We start from the raw sequence: 16,323 nt of genomic DNA on the forward strand, positions 1-16,323 counted from the left end.
TTGAGTATTTATTATCTAGTCTGCCAATCATTATCTAGTCTGTTAATAAAGTACTATTGCGAACACTTTAAGAGACTAATCTAACGTTCTTTATCTGTTGGTTATAAGCCAGTTATTCAAGGCAAGTATCTAAAACCCGCTGCCCGTATTTGTTAATGTATGTATGTGTGTAGTACTCAGCATAGTAAATAAATAAGATATAGCAATTCACCATGATTACACAATAAATCCTTCTCTACATTTACCAAATCTACACGTAGAAATGCGAGCTGTGAGGTAAACACTAATAAGCTAGTTAAAACTTTAATAACATCATGATTATAAAGAATATAACAACCCTATGTGACGATTAGAACCTGTGTCATTTCCAGTTTATTTAATGCAGATTACTAATTTCTATGTTAGCTATGATGATATTTATAATCTTATTGAAACTACCATTACATTCTCACTTAACTTAATGCAAGAATAACTTGCATTATCAATTGTTAAAAAACTTGCATCCATGTAAATAATGCAATAATATCTTGCAATAGACACAGTGAAAATATAATTCCATACCAATTAAAATCTTAATTTATTAAAAACACCTAATTAGAGTCATTAAAACAGCTCTAACAAAATAGAAGGCTGGGACGATTATGAGTGATACTAAGGACAAGCTGACACAAGCCGAACGTTTAGTACAGTTGCGTCGAGATAAGGGTCTTACTGCTGAGCAATTGGCTCAAGCGATGACTGAAGCTGGTGCAAAAGTTAGTCGCGGCGCGATCTCCAATTGGGAGCGTGGCACTAACGGTATCGTCTCATCCAAACTGCCAACTCTCGCACGTATCTTGGGATGTAGCGAAGGTTACTTACTTCGTGGCGACCTAAAGAATGACGACAAGAATCAAGACACCATTAACAACGATAGACCAGCTAGCCTATTAGATACTCAAGCCAGTCATCAGCCATCTTATAATTCACAAGAAAAAACTGTCAGTAAGCAAGCTAACAGCGCAATACAATCAACAGACCAGCAAGCAGACTCAAAAAATAAAATAACTACAGGTAGTAATACTATGACATCACTAAAAAAATCTACTAAATTACAAAACGTTTGCTACGACATCCGTGGACCATTGCTACAAACAGCGACTAAGATGGAAGCAGAAGGTCAGCGTATTTTAAAACTAAACATTGGTAACCCTGCTCCCTTCGGACTTAGCGCACCACATGAAATCCTGCGTGATGTAGCAATGAACTTGCCTGAAGCCACTGGATATTCAGACTCGCAAGGTATTTTTTCGGCACGTAAAGCTGTACTGCAATATTACCAATCAAAAGGCCTGCTATCTGCCGTAGACGTGCGTGATGTCTATTTAGGTAATGGCGTTTCTGAGCTGATCGTCATGACTATGCAGGCGTTGATGAATGATGGTGATGAGGTTTTGATTCCGATGCCAGATTATCCATTATGGACAGCAGCAACCAATCTCGCTGGCGGTACAGCAGTGCATTATCGCTGTAATGAAGAAGACAACTGGCATCCTGATATTGAAGATATCAAATCAAAGATTACTAGCAAGACCAAAGGCATTGTCGTCATCAATCCTAATAACCCTACGGGTGCGCTTTATTCAGATGAAGTCCTCAAACAAATCATTGAAGTTGCCATTGAGCATGACTTGGTCATTATGGCAGATGAGATTTATGATCGCGTGCTTTATGACGACATGGTGCATACGCCAATGAGCACCTTGTCTGATGAGGTTCTTATTTTATCGTATAACGGACTATCTAAATCGCATCGGATTGCAGGCTTTCGCGCTGGCTGGATGATGGTTTCTGGTAAAAAACAACATGCCAGCGATTTTATTGAAGGCTTGGACATGCTTGCGTCCATGCGCCTATGCTCAAACGTCACAGGACAGTATGCAATTCAGACCGCGATGGGTGGCTATCAAAGTATGAAAGAATTAACTTCAGAAAAAGGACGTTTACATAAGCAACGCGAAATGGCTGTTTCACGTCTTAATGCTATCAAAGGCATTTCTTGCACCATGCCTCAAGGCGCATTTTACTGCTTTCCAAAGATGGATCCTGCCGTTTATCCTATAGAGGATGACATGCAGTTTATGATGGAGCTGCTACTAGAGGAAAAAGTATTAATGGTGCAAGGTACTGGCTTTAACTGGGATGCACCTGATCATTTCCGCGTGGTGTTCTTGCCCAACCTGCATGATTTAGAAGACGCTATGGAGCGCTTAGATCGCTTCTTTGCCAAAAAACGCCAGCAATTCGGTACTGCTTAAATCTAGGGTATGTGATCATCTAGATCGTGAGGCTTAAAATGGCTAATTGATGTCACGCTCTAAATACTCAGCTTTAACTTGAATACAAAAAAACGCTTATCTGCAAAATACGGATAAGCGTTTTTTATTGTGTTTACCTAACTCATAAAGTCTGATTTACCAACTTTACAACCTTAGCATTAAAAGATGTTGACCAATACGATATAACTGATTGCAGACATTGAAGCCGCTGCAGGAAGAGTAACGATCCAAGCCAGACCAATCGGCTTCATGAGTTTCCAGTTGGTATCTCTATTAACAATACCAATACCCAGTACCGCACCTACTAAGGTATGGGTGCTCGATACTGGCAGACCCATCGTCGATGCACCCATAACTACAGCAGCGGCAGCCAATTCAGCTGAGAAACCAGAAGCAGGATGCATTTTTGCCAAATTTGTACCCACTGTTTGGATAACTTCTTTACCAATGAACCAAAGACCAACAATAAGTGCCACACCAAAGGTCAGCATCACAGCAGGTGGTACCGCAGCTTCTGTGGAAATGCTATTAGTACGAATCACATCCATGATCGCTGCAAATGGACCGACAGCGTTAGCGATATCATTTGAACCATGACTAAATGCAAAGGCTGATGCGGTAAAGACCTGCATCCAGCTAAACATAATAAACGTCGCTTTGGTCAAGTCTTCTTTATGTTTACCACGGATACTCTTGGTATAGATAAAGGTCGCGAGCCACACCAACGCCGCTATCATCCCCATGATTAAAAAACCCTGCAGGGTCGTCAAGCCGTTATTGACGTTTTTCAAGCCTTTAAAGACGACTAGAGAAGTCATTACTGCGCCACCTGCAGCGGCAATAATAGGTACCCATTGTTTGAGTGCTTTTAGCGTGTCAAGGTTACTGCGCTCGTTTTCAATTTCATAAAGCCGTTTATAATAATCGGTTTCTAATTCTTCAACGATACAATCATCATCTTTGTAGATTTCTTGGTCACGTAACATCGCTGAAGTATAAGCGAGTTGCTCTGATTCTGTTAGAGCGTCTAAAAACTTTTTATGATTTTGCTTTAAGGTTTTTTTGTTGCCTTTGAGTGTCGCAATGTGCGCCTCTGTTTTATCATTATATTCAATGATGTTTTTCTTAATCCGTCCATATAGGAGGTAGGACAGAACACCACCTAGTAGCGGCGACAATACCCAAGAGATAGCAATAGTTCCAACGGTTCCCCAATCTACCGTTGATAGCGCCATCTCAGTACCGCCCAGAGTGATGCCAAGGACAATGGAACTACCAACAACCCCACCGATAATGGAGTGCGTCGTTGAAACTGGTAAGCCTTTACGCGTAGCAAACAACAGCCAAAATGCAGCAGCAATCAAAGCTGAAAGCATGACATAGATGAACTGATTGGGCGTGACACTCAGACCATCTAAATCGACAATTCCGCTTCGAATAGTATCGGTCACTTCACCACCAGCAAGTACTGCCCCCGACACTTCAAATATCGCTGCCACACATAACGCTTGCGGGATAGTCAAGGTGCCAGAACCTACTGAGGTACCAAAAGAGTTGGCGACATCATTACCACCGATATTGAATGCCATGAAGACACCAAAAGCCGTCGCAACAATGAATAGCGTTGTCTGTTGACGCAGGGTGTAATCGAATCCCCACCATAAAAAATAGCTGGTCATCGCAATCAGTAAAATAGCAAAAAATAGATTGATTCTCATATTGCCAACTGGTTTGGTCGGCTCTGTAGAACTGCTGCTAATACCCATAAATTAATACGCCTTGCGTAAGCTGATTGAAAATACTTGCGATTGATAACATTGCAACGCATAACACTATCTATGTCAGAGGAGGATTAAAGTCATAACATCATATGCGCGACATGGTTCTTTTGAATACTGTTTTGAAGCACTGCTTTAAGTACTTTTTTAGAAATTTATTGGCTTGTAGATTTTTATCGATTTTTTGTCATTATATTGACTTTTTCACGTTATAAACGTGCGATAGAAATTAGAGCGTCTAACATACTACTAAGCCGCAAGGTATAACGCTAAATCATTTGATTAAAGCATCTTGCGGCTTAAATATTCACTCATGATAGCTATGTTCATGATACTGTCAATTTTAACAACTTAATTATTGCTATTAAATAAGGCTAATAACCCATTTGTAATATAACTTTGCGCTGAAATTAGCAGATTGCTTATTCAGCCATTGCGAGCACGTGCCTATTATATTAAATAATTGAACATAATGCATACTGATACTATAAGATTTGTAACCGAAGATATTTGCATCAGCTGTCTTTATAATGCCTTATTTTTGCTTAGGCTAAATAAGAGTATATAGAGTCTTCAGTTATTGTTGGCCCTATTATCAATATTCACAGTGAATTGTCAAAGAAAACATATGAAGTATTAATATCAAAATGTTTTAAACTCAATCACTTTTCAATTGATTTGCAATAATACTATCGTACTTAATGTAATATCTATGAGCGGGATTTTAGTTGTGAAATAGCATGGTCTAGTACCTCTAAACGCGCACGACGCTTTTCATTAGTTGCAATCACGCACCATGGTGTATCGATTGTATTAGTACGTGCCAGCATATCAGCCGCTGCCTGCACATAGTCTGACCATTTATCACGGTTGCGCCAATCATCATCAGTTAGTTTAAATTGCTTATGCGGGGTCTCGCGGCGATCTTCAAAACGTTTTAACTGCTCTTCTTTATCTATAGCAAGCCAGTACTTTATAACAATCGTTCCTGCTACTGTTAGGTCTGCTTCAAAACGATTAATTTCATTATAGGCTCGCTGCCAAACTGCCTCGTCTGTTAACGCCTCGACACGCTCCACCAATACTCGTCCATACCAAGTACGATCAAAGATAGCGATACGGCTTATACGATCAGTCTGCTCATTTGGCAGACTCGTCCAAAATCGCCACAAATATGGGTGCTGCAACTCATATAACATCGGTGCGCCAATATTATAAACTTGGTACTCACGTGGATCGAGTGGTGCAACCAGCCTTTTGATAGCGCCGCCCTTGCCAGCAGCATCCATTCCTTCAAAGGCAAATACCACATGACGACCCTCGCGTGCACGTAGTAACTCTGCAAGCTTGGCCTGCTTCTTCAAAAGTTGCTTATTATAGTCTGACTTATCCACATCTGGATCATCAATATCTATAAGCTTCTCAGGTATCTTGACAGGTACAAAGTTCCTAGATTCAGGGTTTTTAGATGCAAAGTTCTGATTGCTGTTATCGCTATTTTCGCTGTTGTTATTAATGTTATTAGTGTTGTTTTCGTTAGCATTAGTGGGTTTATCAGCCATTCCATCGGTAATTTCGTCAGTCTTGTCATCATCTGCAGGCACGCTACTCGCAAGCGCCATCTGCATAGCTTGCAATACTTCATGACAAAATTCAGTAGCGGCCTGCGACTTATCACTACCATCAATAATTACCCAGTCATCTTGTTGCCTTAATAACGCAGCTGCAACATGATTAAACTGCGCTAATATCTCGGTATCACTCCAATCAATTTGATATAAAAACTGTGGGTCGGCCTCTTTATCCTTTAGACGTGCCTGCAAGGTATCCACATCAACATGAAACCAGCATTTAAGTATCTTGGTTTGGTTCGCCGCTAGATCACGCTCAAATATCTGCAACTTAATCAGCTGCTGCTGCAAATAATCTTGCCATTTAGCAATAGGTAGCATTTGATGTTTATCTGAATCATTGTAGTTAATAGCTTTATGCTTAGAGCACTTATCTTTGGAATGTTTACTTTTATTACGCGTTGATTTTTTAATATCCTCATCCTGAATGGCTACGGTTGCCATATGCATCACGTTATATAGCAGGTCAGCATACCAGTTGCCAAAATAAACCATGACATCACCATGACGCGGCATGGCCTTTGTATGAGCTTGCCAAATAGGTTGGTATTTGAGAGGCGGGTGACCAATCGTTGCTTCAACTTTTAATAATCGCGGATCGACCCATTGTCGCAATTGCTTGACGGCAGTGCCCTTGCCTGCCTGCTCCATCCCATTGACGAGCACCAGCAATCCAGTTGGTTTATTGACGGTTGGCGGCGTTTGTTGTCGGGTCGCTCGCAAGGCGTATTGTGCAGTCACCAATGCCAACCTAAGCCCATCCTTATCCATCAAAAACTGACTCAATGGATTGAGAGTCAAACGCTGATCTATCACTTGCTTGCTCATTTGATTGTTTACTGCTTTTAGCTTCTGATCTTTAGATTGCTCTTTATGCTGAACAGGGTCTTGTTTATTATTAGACATATTTTAATTCCATTTTATTTTTATAAGCGCTTTTATTAATTATTACTGTTTAATAATAATAGCATCCGTTTGAGCAGGAAATAACAGTGCTATGTAACAGTTTGACATTTGTATTCTGCGTTAATTTCTTTTAAGGTAATATATTACGTTAGCGATGCTATTTACGACTATTTATAACTTTAAAATAAAAGCCATTTCCATTTAAAAAATACACATTTACCTATACAGGACGGATTGCTATGTCTGCTTTATCTGAATTACAACAGCATTTAACGCGTTATTGGGCATTACCTTATCACGATGATGAAGCATTACATGCTAAGCTTAATGACGTACAAGCATGGCAACGTGCGCGTATTCAACGCACCCATTCAGAGCTATTTGAGCAGCCAAACAACAAGCCAATGGCAAGCTATTTTCTCACTAAATTATATGGAGGTGAGGAGTTTAAGCTATTGGCCAAACAACTAGAGCGTATTCTTCCAAAAGCGAAAAAGCTTGAGCGACTTGCCAAAGAGTCCGTCTTAGAGACTGGTACTATGGCGGTACAGGCAGCTATTTTAGCGATTGAACTGGATATGCACTTGGCGCAATGGTTGATAGAGCAAGATCTACCAGTCAATGAAGAGAATATGCTTAAAGCTTACCGCGCTGTTAATGAAGCAGATGAACGCCGTGTTCAGATTAACAATCTTAAAGAAGTCTGTTACCGTACCGACAAATATCTCAACTCATTTATGTTACGTAAGGCTTTTTCTTTTGCTAAAGGCACGGCATATAGTCGTGGCTATCAGCCGTTATACGACTTTATCGATGCAGGTTTTACAGCGATGAAACCTCTCAAAAGTGTGGCTAGTTTTATTGAACCATTCTGCGAGCGCGAACTGAAAATTATCGATCAAGTTCACAATACTGATAGTGACGGCAACGTTGACGTATTTGCTGTATCATAGGCTAAAATAGGCACTGAATTGGGCATTTTGCGCGCACAATATTGGTCAATAACTATTGATCATTTAAGTGCTAGCAAAATGCTTTTACATTTGGAAAGATAATAATTATTATTAAATAATTGTCACTACCAAATAGACATAAAAATAAGCCACAGGATAATTCTATGACCGACACCTTAAAAAAGACCAATCACAAGTTCACTACAAACGGCCATATCCAAGATAAATTAGTCAAAGATAGTATTGCTCATACTAAAAACATTAGCTCGAAGGCTCAAGCTCGCCAGAACCCTACTCACAATACATCGATTAATAATTCAGTATCAAATAGTACAGTCACAGCAAATACCAATAATAGCGACTTCACGCAAGTACAAGATTTACCGACAGGAACGCCGCAAGGTCAGCAAACTACTATGCCAAACAATAATGAAATGAGTAAAACTTCAGCGCAGTCCTCAAATACACAAGCGGCAAAGCAAGCTGCCTTTAACCAACGTGATGATATTAATAACCCACATACGCCTGATACCGATGGTGCAGAAGAGACTCACTTCGGTTATAAAACTGTTAATAAAGCTGAAAAACAAGCGCGCGTGGCTGACGTGTTCACTTCGGTTGCCAAAAAATACGACATCATGAACGATTTGATGTCTTTTGGTATTCATCGTCTTTGGAAGCGCTTTGCCATTAGCTTGTCTGGCGTACGTGCTGGTCAGCATGTACTCGATATTGCTGGTGGTACTGGTGATTTGGCCAAAGTCTTTAGCCGCGAAGTCGGTCGTAATGGTCATGTGGTCTTATCAGATATCAACGCAGCCATGCTTGAAGTTGGTCGTGAGCGCTTGATTAACGCTGGTTGCAACAACGTTGACTTCGTCCTTGCCAATGCCGAAACGCTTGCTCCATTCGAAGATGAGAGCTTTGATTTATTGACGATCAGCTTCGGTCTACGCAATGTCACCGATAAAGATTCGGCATTACGTTCAATGTACCGTGTACTAAAGCCAGGCGGTCGTTTATTAATTTTAGAGTTCTCAAAGCCTATCTTTGAGCCGTTATCTAAAGCTTATGATTTGTACTCTTTTACTGCCTTACCTCTTATGGGCAAGCTTGTGGCTAACGATGCTGAAAGCTATCAGTACTTAGCAGAGTCAATTCGTATGCATCCTGACCAGCAAACTTTGAAGCAAATGATGGAACAAGCTGGCTTTGAAAATTGTGATTACCATAATTTAACGGCCGGTATTGTTGCTGTGCATAGAGGTTTTAAGGCATAGCAAATGCTGTTCAATAGAACTCAACACTAAAACCAGTGCTGACAATGCTGCAACATGACTATAATCATTTTAAATATGTGAGAGTATTATGCTAACGGTATTACTTTTGGCAAGTGCCGAAAAGCTCATTAATATGGCTATTGCTAGCGATGAGATTACTCAAGCTGGTCTTGTACCGCTTGCTGGTAAAGTGCTGCGGTTAAATATGGTGATGCCTAAGATACAATTAGATATTCTATTCAACCATGAGCATCTGCGTTTTGAGCCTATTACTGCTAATAGTGTGTTTGAACCACGTGGACAAAGCGTTGGCAGAAATTCTGACGAGCGTCAGCAAGCAGATATACATATGGGGCGTATTGGTCATAGTAGCCCAGACTGCACTATCAACGTTGAAAATCCTGCACAGCTACTCAACTTGATGCGCGGCGCTGAAGGCAATCTGCCCATTGATGGCGACTACCAGGTTTTGATGCAGCTCAAACAACTGGTTGCTGGATTTGATCCTGATATCGCCGGTCAGCTCGAGCCTTTCATTGGCAAACCAATGGCCAGCCAGTTACAGCTACTTATATCTCATCTTAAAGGCAGCTTTCGCCATACTGCCAAGCGTGCCTTTGATGATGTGAGTGATTGGGCAAATGATGTGGCGGGCAATAGCGCCCCTGACCCTGCCGAAAAAGCAGAAGCGGATAGTCTCAAACAGCAAATCCTTAAGCTGCGGGCTGATGTCGAGCGCGAAGAGGCACGGCTAGCAGCGATTAAAGCTGAGCAAGCACGCTTAACCAATAGATGAGCATGATTTATCTTGCCTCATTTACCCATCTGTATCCTTATCTGGCCTTATTATTTAGAGTAACTATTTAGAGTAATTATCACCCATGCTATTATCTCATCGCGCCCGTTTACTTGAGCTTTGGCGTATCGCTGCAAGCTACCGCATAGATACTCATTTTACCGTTGAAGAGTCTCCGCAATTACAGCCTCTTGTGCGCTTAATTCGTATGCATCCAGCTGCTTGGGGCAAAAATCACCAGCCAAATGCGGTGAAATATGCGCTAGAGGATATGGGTACGCTATTTTTAAAACTCGGTCAGCTCCTCTCTACTCGTCGCGATTTAGTGCCACCTGAAATTATCGAACAACTTGTTCAATTGCAAGATAAAGTAAAACCCTTTGACGCTGATACTGCCATCGCTCAAATTCAAGATACAAAACATGGTCTTGGTCAGTCTATTGAGGCTCTATTTGCGCGCTTTGATGTCAAGCCCTTAGCTGCTGCCTCCATTGCTCAAGTGCATACCGCTGCACTGACAGATGGCCGTGAAGTCGTGGTAAAAGTCGTCCGCCCTGATATCCGCACTACCATCATTTCAGATTTTGAGCTGCTGCGTGAACTTGCTAATTGGGCATCGGCGCGAATTGAAGCGGCACGTGCGATACATATCATCGATATCGTTGAAGACTATCGGCAAGTCATGCTCAACGAGCTGGATTTAACTTTAGAGGCAGATAACACTACCCAAATGCGTAACAATTTTTTGGGTTCTGCATTAATGTATGTACCTGAGGTTTATGACGCGGCCAAAAACGTCATGGTCATGGAGCGCATTCAAGGCGTACCGATCTCACAAATTCATATATTTGATCAGCTAGGCTATGATCGAGCAGCATTAGCAGAAAAAGGCCTCACGATATTTTTCACCCAAGTCTTTCGTGATAACTTCTTTCATGCCGATATGCATCCGGGTAATGTATTCGTAGAGACCCCGCCTGTTAAGACGCTAGGCAGTCATACGCAAGCGGTCAATCTCGGCCATGAGCCCCGCTATATTGGTCTTGATTGCGCCATTATGGGCACTTTATCAAAAGATGATCAACTTATTGTAGCGCGCATGCTGTTAGCAGTAATGAACAACAACTTCACTGCTATGGTTGATATCGTCAGCCGTGCTGGATGGATCCCACCGAATACTGATAAACATGCCTTGATGCGTGACATGAAGCGCACCGTTGGCCCAATGCTGCAGAAATCTATCAATGAGATCGATTTTGCTGGCGTCTTGATGCAAATTTTAGATATTGCCCGTCGCCATCATATGAGCATCCCGCCTCAGCTTATGCTACTTTTGAAAACATTGGTACATGTTGAAGGCCTTGGTCGTGATTTATATCCAGATTTGGATATTTGGTCACTGGCTAAGCCTATCCTGAGCAGCTGGATTAAAGAACAGCTTGACCCTATGCGCAATTTCCAACAGCTCCGCGCCCAGCTACCAGAGATTTTATTATCCAGTACTGATATTCCAAAACTACTAGATCAAGGTCTGCAAAGTCTAGCTTCACAAGGCTCACGTCAAGACAGTCAGTTACGTGAGATTCAGCAGATACGCGCAGATATGCTCAATGATCGCCGCCGTGACTGGTTAGCATTAGCAGGATTTGGGCTATTTATCGCCATTGCAACGCAAGTAGTCGGCTGGTTGTCACCTGTCTTTTATATTTTGGCAATGCTAGCAGTTGTTTGGCGCATCCTAGCTTAAAGCTATGCATCTTAGCTTAGAGCTATTAAAAAAATATTCTCGTATACAACCATAGCTCATTAGACGTATGCTTATAGCATGAGTATGCGGTTACTCAGCTATTGAGCATTCGTCTCAGCTTATTTGCTTAGCTGGCTTGCTTGCTTAGCTGATTTTAATATCTCTTATTCAAAACCTTATTTAATTCAATCTGCTCTATTGATAGGGATTATCTATGCCCCACTCTCAAGTTAATACCACACCGACTAAACCGGATCACAGCGCGGCTATTGCTGAGCTACAAGCTCAGTTTGGTGAGCAGCTCAGTGTCAATCTGACTGTACGTGAACAACATGGACATACGATGACATGGCTTGCTAACCAGCCACCAGATGCTGTGTTAACTGCTCATGATAAACATGACGTTGCTAAAGCGGTAGCGATTTGCAATCAACATAAAATGCCAGTGATTGCTTTTGGTATTGGCTCTTCACTTGAGGGACAATTAAACGCCCCTTATGGTGGACTCTCTATCGATATGCATGCGCTGGATGCTATTTTGCAAGTCAATAATGAAGATTTGACCGTTACCGTACAGCCTGGGGTCACGCGTGAGCAGCTGAATCATTATTTACGTGATACAGGCTTATTCTTCCCTATAGACCCAGGTGCCAATGCTAGTATTGGTGGTATGGTTGCGACCCGCGCCTCAGGCACTAACGCAGTACGCTATGGCACGATGAAAGATGTAGTGCTCGCGCTTGAAGTCGTTACGGCGAGTGGAGAGATTGTTCGAACAGGCACGCGTGCTAAAAAGTCTGCCGCAGGTTATGACTTGACACGCTTGATGATAGGCTCTGAAGGTACGCTTGGTATCGTCACTGAAGTCACGCTCAAACTGTTTGGGCTTAGTGAAAGTATCGGTAGCGGACTCTGTCATTTTCCAACGATTGAAGACGCCTGTCAGGCCGTGATGCTCACCATCCAGATGTGCCTGCCTATCGCGCGGATTGAATTACTTGATGCCTTGCAGATAAAAGCCTGTAATCAGTACGCAAACCTTGATTTACTTGAGACGCCAACGTTATTTATAGAGTTTCATGGTACTGAAGCAGGCGTACGCGAACAGGCACAAACTTTTAACGATATTATTGAAGAGTTCGGTGGTACGGACTTTGTCTGGGATACCAATGAAGCTGAGCGTAAACGTCTGTGGCAAGCGCGGCATAATGCTTATCATGCCAGCTCAGCTCTACGCCCAGAAGCCAAAGCTCTGTCTACTGATGCTTGTGTTCCTATTTCACGCTTAGCTGAATGCGTCAGCGCCACCGCAAAAGATATAGAAGACGCTGGAATGATTGGCCCTATGGTCGGTCATGTCGGCGATGGCAATTTCCATGTCTTATTACTGGTTAATGCCGATGATCCAGTAGAGGTTGCAAAGGCTGAAGATATCATCGGACGTCTAGCCACGCGCGCTATCGAGATGGATGGCACCTGCACTGGTGAGCATGGAATCGGGCAAGGTAAGCAGAAATATATGGATCAAGAACACGGCAACGCCATACCGCTAATGCAAGCCATAAAATCCGCTCTTGATCCCAATAACATCCTGAATCCCGGTAAAATATGGCCTCAACCTTTAATAGTAGAAACACAAGAAGTAGTAGAAGCATAAATAAACTAGGACAAAAAAATGCGCCTACTTTAAATTGATAAAGTAGGCGCATTTTTAATTGAGCAAGCCAAATTAACTATATTACATCTAATTAATCATTACATCTGATCAATCGCCATTTGCGTTAATACGCGACCACGCGCTGTGCGTAATACATAGCCTTGCTGAATCAAATATGGCTCAATCACATCTTCAAGTGTGCCACGATCTTCGGCCATCGCTGCCGCTATCGCTTCAACGCCAGCTGGACCACCATCAAAACGTTCATGCAAGATTTCAATATAACGTCTATCAAGATGATCTAGACCGCGTCTATCAACCGCTAACATATCAAGTGCACTGGCAGCAATCATCCCATCTATACTACCATCTCCTCTTACTTCAGCATAGTCACGGACTCGACGTAGCAAACGGTTAGCAATCCTTGGTGTACCTCGAGCACGACGGGCAATCTCGATAGCGCCATCTCCACTCATTGGCACCCGCATTAGACGCGCGGCTCTAGTAACAATGGTCGTCAAATCAGCAATATTATAAAACTCAAGACGCTGAACGATACCGAAGCGATCCCGTAATGGCGAGGTCAATAATCCTGCTCGTGTGGTTGCCGCAACCAAAGTAAACGGTGGCAGATCAAGCTTGATAGAGCGTGCTGCAGGCCCTTCGCCAATCATAATATCGAGCTGAAAATCTTCCATTGCTGGATAAAGTATCTCTTCGATGACCGAACTCAAACGGTGAATTTCATCGATAAATAACACATCACCCGCTTCTAAATTGGTCAGCATGGCCGCCAAATCACCTGGACGCTCAAGCACAGGCCCTGATGTTGAACGTAGATTACCGCCCATTTCGCGAGCAATAATATTGGCAAGCGTAGTCTTACCCAAGCCGGGTGGACCAAAAATTAAAGTGTGATCCAGCGCTTCATCACGACCTCGCGCTGCACCAATAAAGACTTCCATCTGCTCACGCACGACCGGCTGACCAATATATTCAGACAGCAATGCAGGGCGAATATTGCTATCCGGAGCATCATCTGCTCCTTGTAGCGGATTAATTAAGCGGTCTTGCATCATAGGTTTTATCATTATATTAAGAAAATAAACAGCATAACCAAACCTAGCGGATAAGTCATGCAAAACGTCTTAAACTAAGCATTAAAACAAAAGTAAGCGACAACTAGTGTCGCTTACTTAAAAGTGTTTATAGATTAACTATAATAATATTAAATCTGAACAAATTAGCTTAGAAACCAGATAATTGCTGCAGGGTCGCCTTTAATAAGCCTTGCGTGTCAGCAAAAACATCACCATTACTTTTAGCAGCTTTAATCGCTTGCTGAGCTTCTTTTTCTTTATAACCCAAGCTTATCAATGCGCCTTCCACTTCGGCAATGATACTGCCTTCGTGAGATACAGCAACTGGCTGAATAGCAAACTCTAAATTACTATTATCGACTTCGATATTTTTCAGCTTATCTTTAAGCTCAATTAATAATCGTTGTGCCGTTTTTTTACCGATACCCGGTATACGAGTAAGTGCCACCTCCGAGTCCTGCTCGACATGCATTTTTAACTCAGCCGCTGACATAGCAGATAGCATCGCTAGCGCCATTTTAGCACCAACACCATTAATTTTAATGAGTTGCCGAAAGACATCACGCTCTTTACGATCTATAAACCCGTACAGCAGCTGAGCATCTTCACGCACATGAAAATGCGTCCAAATACTTGCTTGCTGCTCTACCTGCAGCTGACAAAATGATGGCAATGGTAGCTCAATATCATAACCTACACCGGAGGTGGTCATGATACAAGCTGTTGGTGCCATTAAATATTGTACCTGTCCAGTAATCAGTCCAATCATAATCCATCACCTGTCATTAACAATCGAATAAGCGACTTTCGCTCAAAAGGCATTATTCTAAACAGTATTCCTAATGCCCTTTAAACGAAGCCTAAGCCAAACTATTTATTAGGTTCGCTTACTGATAAAAATCAACCATGCCTTCAAGGCTAATCGGACGAATCTTATGCGCTTGTCCAGCAGAACCGAAGGCTTCAAAGCGATTGGTACAGATATCTGACATCGCCACCATAGAAGCTTTGAAATATTTACGTGGATCAAACTCGCTAGGATTCTCTGCTAAAAATTGACGGATAGCACCAGTCGATGCCAAACGTAAATCAGTATCGATATTTACCTTACGTACACCATGCTTGATCGCTTCAACGATTTGCTCAACTGGCACGCCGTAGGTTTCGCCAATATCACCGCCGTGCTCATTGATTACTTTTAACCATTCTTGCGGTACTGATGAAGAACCATGCATGACAAGATGCGTATTAGGAATACGCGCGTGAATCTCTTTCACCCGCTCAATAGATAAGATATCGCCTGTTGGTGGACGCGTGAATTTATAAGCACCATGACTGGTACCAATCGCAATCGCCAAAGCATCGACATTGGTGTCTTTTACGAACTGCTCAGCTTCGTCAGCACTGGTCAGCAGCTGCTCATGATCGAGAATTCCCTTTGCACCAGAACCGTCTTCTTCACCAGCCATACCTGTCTCGAGACTGCCCAGGCAACCAATTTCCCCTTCTACAGACACACCACAAGCATGTGCAAGTTTGACTACTTCGCGCGTAACGCTAGCATTATAGTCATAGTCCATTGGCGTTTTACCATCTTCACCTAAAGAGCCGTCCATCATTACTGATGAAAATCCAAGCTGGATTGAGCGTTGGCAAATAGCTGGTGACATACCATGATCTTGGTGCATGACAACTGGGATATGTGGCCATTCTTCAATAGCAGCAATAATTAAATGACGTAGAAAAGCTGACCCTGCATAACTGCGTGCACCGGCACTGGCTTGTACAATGACAGGTGAATCACAAGCATCCGCCGCCATCATAATCGCTCGCATCTGCTCTAAGTTATTTACGTTAAATGCGGGAACACCATAGTTGTGCTCAGCAGCATGATCTAAAAGTTGACGTAACGAAATTAAGGCCATAAAACGCTCTCTGGTTGGTTTTTAAAAAATGATACTATTATTGAATACTGTCAAAAACATCATGCTACTAAAAGCATGTGCAGGTCACAAAATAGATTTAGCTTCGAAAAGTGAATGTCGACTTAATGGTTATTTAGCATTAAACATAGACTTTGCGTATAGATAATGACAACTATGTATAGCAATCAAAATCATAGCGGGGTGATTATAGCAAAATTTACCTACATCTCGT

At 42.2% G+C, this 16,323-nt stretch carries 11 protein-coding genes; 6 read left to right on the forward strand and 5 right to left on the reverse strand.

Going from position 1 to position 16,323, the window contains the following annotated elements; translation table 11 throughout:
• The first annotated feature begins 641 nt into the window (after positions 1-641).
• On the forward strand, positions 642-2,297 hold the full coding sequence (locus tag ACTQ9S_RS05865; protein ID WP_440454337.1) for an aminotransferase class I/II-fold pyridoxal phosphate-dependent enzyme: 1,656 nt from the start codon (positions 642-644) through the stop codon (positions 2,295-2,297).
• A gap of 179 nt (positions 2,298-2,476) precedes the next feature.
• Here the strand turns inward: ACTQ9S_RS05865 and ACTQ9S_RS05870 are convergent, their stop codons facing one another.
• Together ACTQ9S_RS05870 and ACTQ9S_RS05875 are read right to left on the reverse strand one after the other, a co-directional pair.
• The gene (locus ACTQ9S_RS05870) at positions 2,477-4,084 is read right to left on the reverse strand and encodes an inorganic phosphate transporter (protein WP_440454339.1); all 1,608 of its coding nucleotides are present in this window, start codon (positions 4,082-4,084) and stop codon (positions 2,477-2,479) included.
• Between the two features lie 722 nt (positions 4,085-4,806).
• Positions 4,807-6,555 carry an ATPase gene (locus ACTQ9S_RS05875; protein ID WP_440454394.1) on the reverse strand — a complete coding sequence of 583 codons (1,749 nt, stop codon included), beginning with the start codon at positions 6,553-6,555 and terminating at the stop codon, positions 4,807-4,809.
• 317 nt (positions 6,556-6,872) lie between these two features.
• Here ACTQ9S_RS05875 and ACTQ9S_RS05880 point away from each other — a divergent pair, with 317 nt between their 5' ends.
• The 5 genes from ACTQ9S_RS05880 to ACTQ9S_RS05900 all read left to right on the forward strand — a co-directional run bounded on the left by ACTQ9S_RS05880 (position 6,873) and on the right by ACTQ9S_RS05900 (position 13,066).
• Positions 6,873-7,586 carry an FFLEELY motif protein gene (locus ACTQ9S_RS05880; protein ID WP_440454341.1) on the forward strand — a complete coding sequence of 238 codons (714 nt, stop codon included), beginning with the start codon at positions 6,873-6,875 and terminating at the stop codon, positions 7,584-7,586.
• Between the two features lie 164 nt (positions 7,587-7,750).
• Complete coding sequence (gene ubiE / locus ACTQ9S_RS05885; RefSeq protein ID WP_440454343.1) at positions 7,751-8,866, forward strand: bifunctional demethylmenaquinone methyltransferase/2-methoxy-6-polyprenyl-1,4-benzoquinol methylase UbiE; 1,116 nt, start codon at positions 7,751-7,753, stop codon at positions 8,864-8,866.
• Positions 8,867-8,954: 88 nt separating this feature from the next.
• Positions 8,955-9,662: a ubiquinone biosynthesis accessory factor UbiJ gene (locus ACTQ9S_RS05890; protein ID WP_440454345.1), complete on the forward strand. Its 708-nt coding sequence runs from the start codon at positions 8,955-8,957 to the stop codon at positions 9,660-9,662.
• A gap of 85 nt (positions 9,663-9,747) precedes the next feature.
• Positions 9,748-11,409, forward strand: a complete 1,662-nt coding sequence (locus ACTQ9S_RS05895; RefSeq protein WP_440454347.1) for an ABC1 kinase family protein — start codon at positions 9,748-9,750, stop codon at positions 11,407-11,409.
• Positions 11,410-11,623: 214 nt separating this feature from the next.
• On the forward strand, positions 11,624-13,066 hold the full coding sequence (locus ACTQ9S_RS05900) for an FAD-binding oxidoreductase (protein WP_440454349.1): 1,443 nt from the start codon (positions 11,624-11,626) through the stop codon (positions 13,064-13,066).
• A 98-nt stretch (positions 13,067-13,164) separates the two neighbouring features.
• On the opposite strand, the gene ruvB is transcribed toward ACTQ9S_RS05900, so the two are convergent.
• The 3 genes from ruvB to fba form a co-directional block, all read right to left on the reverse strand.
• Complete coding sequence (gene ruvB / locus ACTQ9S_RS05905) at positions 13,165-14,142, reverse strand: Holliday junction branch migration DNA helicase RuvB (RefSeq protein WP_068039014.1); 978 nt, start codon at positions 14,140-14,142, stop codon at positions 13,165-13,167.
• A 172-nt stretch (positions 14,143-14,314) separates the two neighbouring features.
• Positions 14,315-14,935 carry a Holliday junction branch migration protein RuvA gene (ruvA, locus tag ACTQ9S_RS05910; RefSeq protein ID WP_440454351.1) on the reverse strand — a complete coding sequence of 207 codons (621 nt, stop codon included), beginning with the start codon at positions 14,933-14,935 and terminating at the stop codon, positions 14,315-14,317.
• Between the two features lie 118 nt (positions 14,936-15,053).
• Positions 15,054-16,091 carry a class II fructose-bisphosphate aldolase gene (gene fba, locus ACTQ9S_RS05915; protein ID WP_440454353.1) on the reverse strand — a complete coding sequence of 346 codons (1,038 nt, stop codon included), beginning with the start codon at positions 16,089-16,091 and terminating at the stop codon, positions 15,054-15,056.
• Between the last annotated feature and the right edge of the window lie 232 nt (positions 16,092-16,323).

The organism is Psychrobacter sp. ASPA161_9 (genome assembly GCF_051970275.1).
In the GTDB taxonomy this organism is placed as follows: Bacteria; Pseudomonadota; Gammaproteobacteria; order Pseudomonadales; family Moraxellaceae; genus Psychrobacter.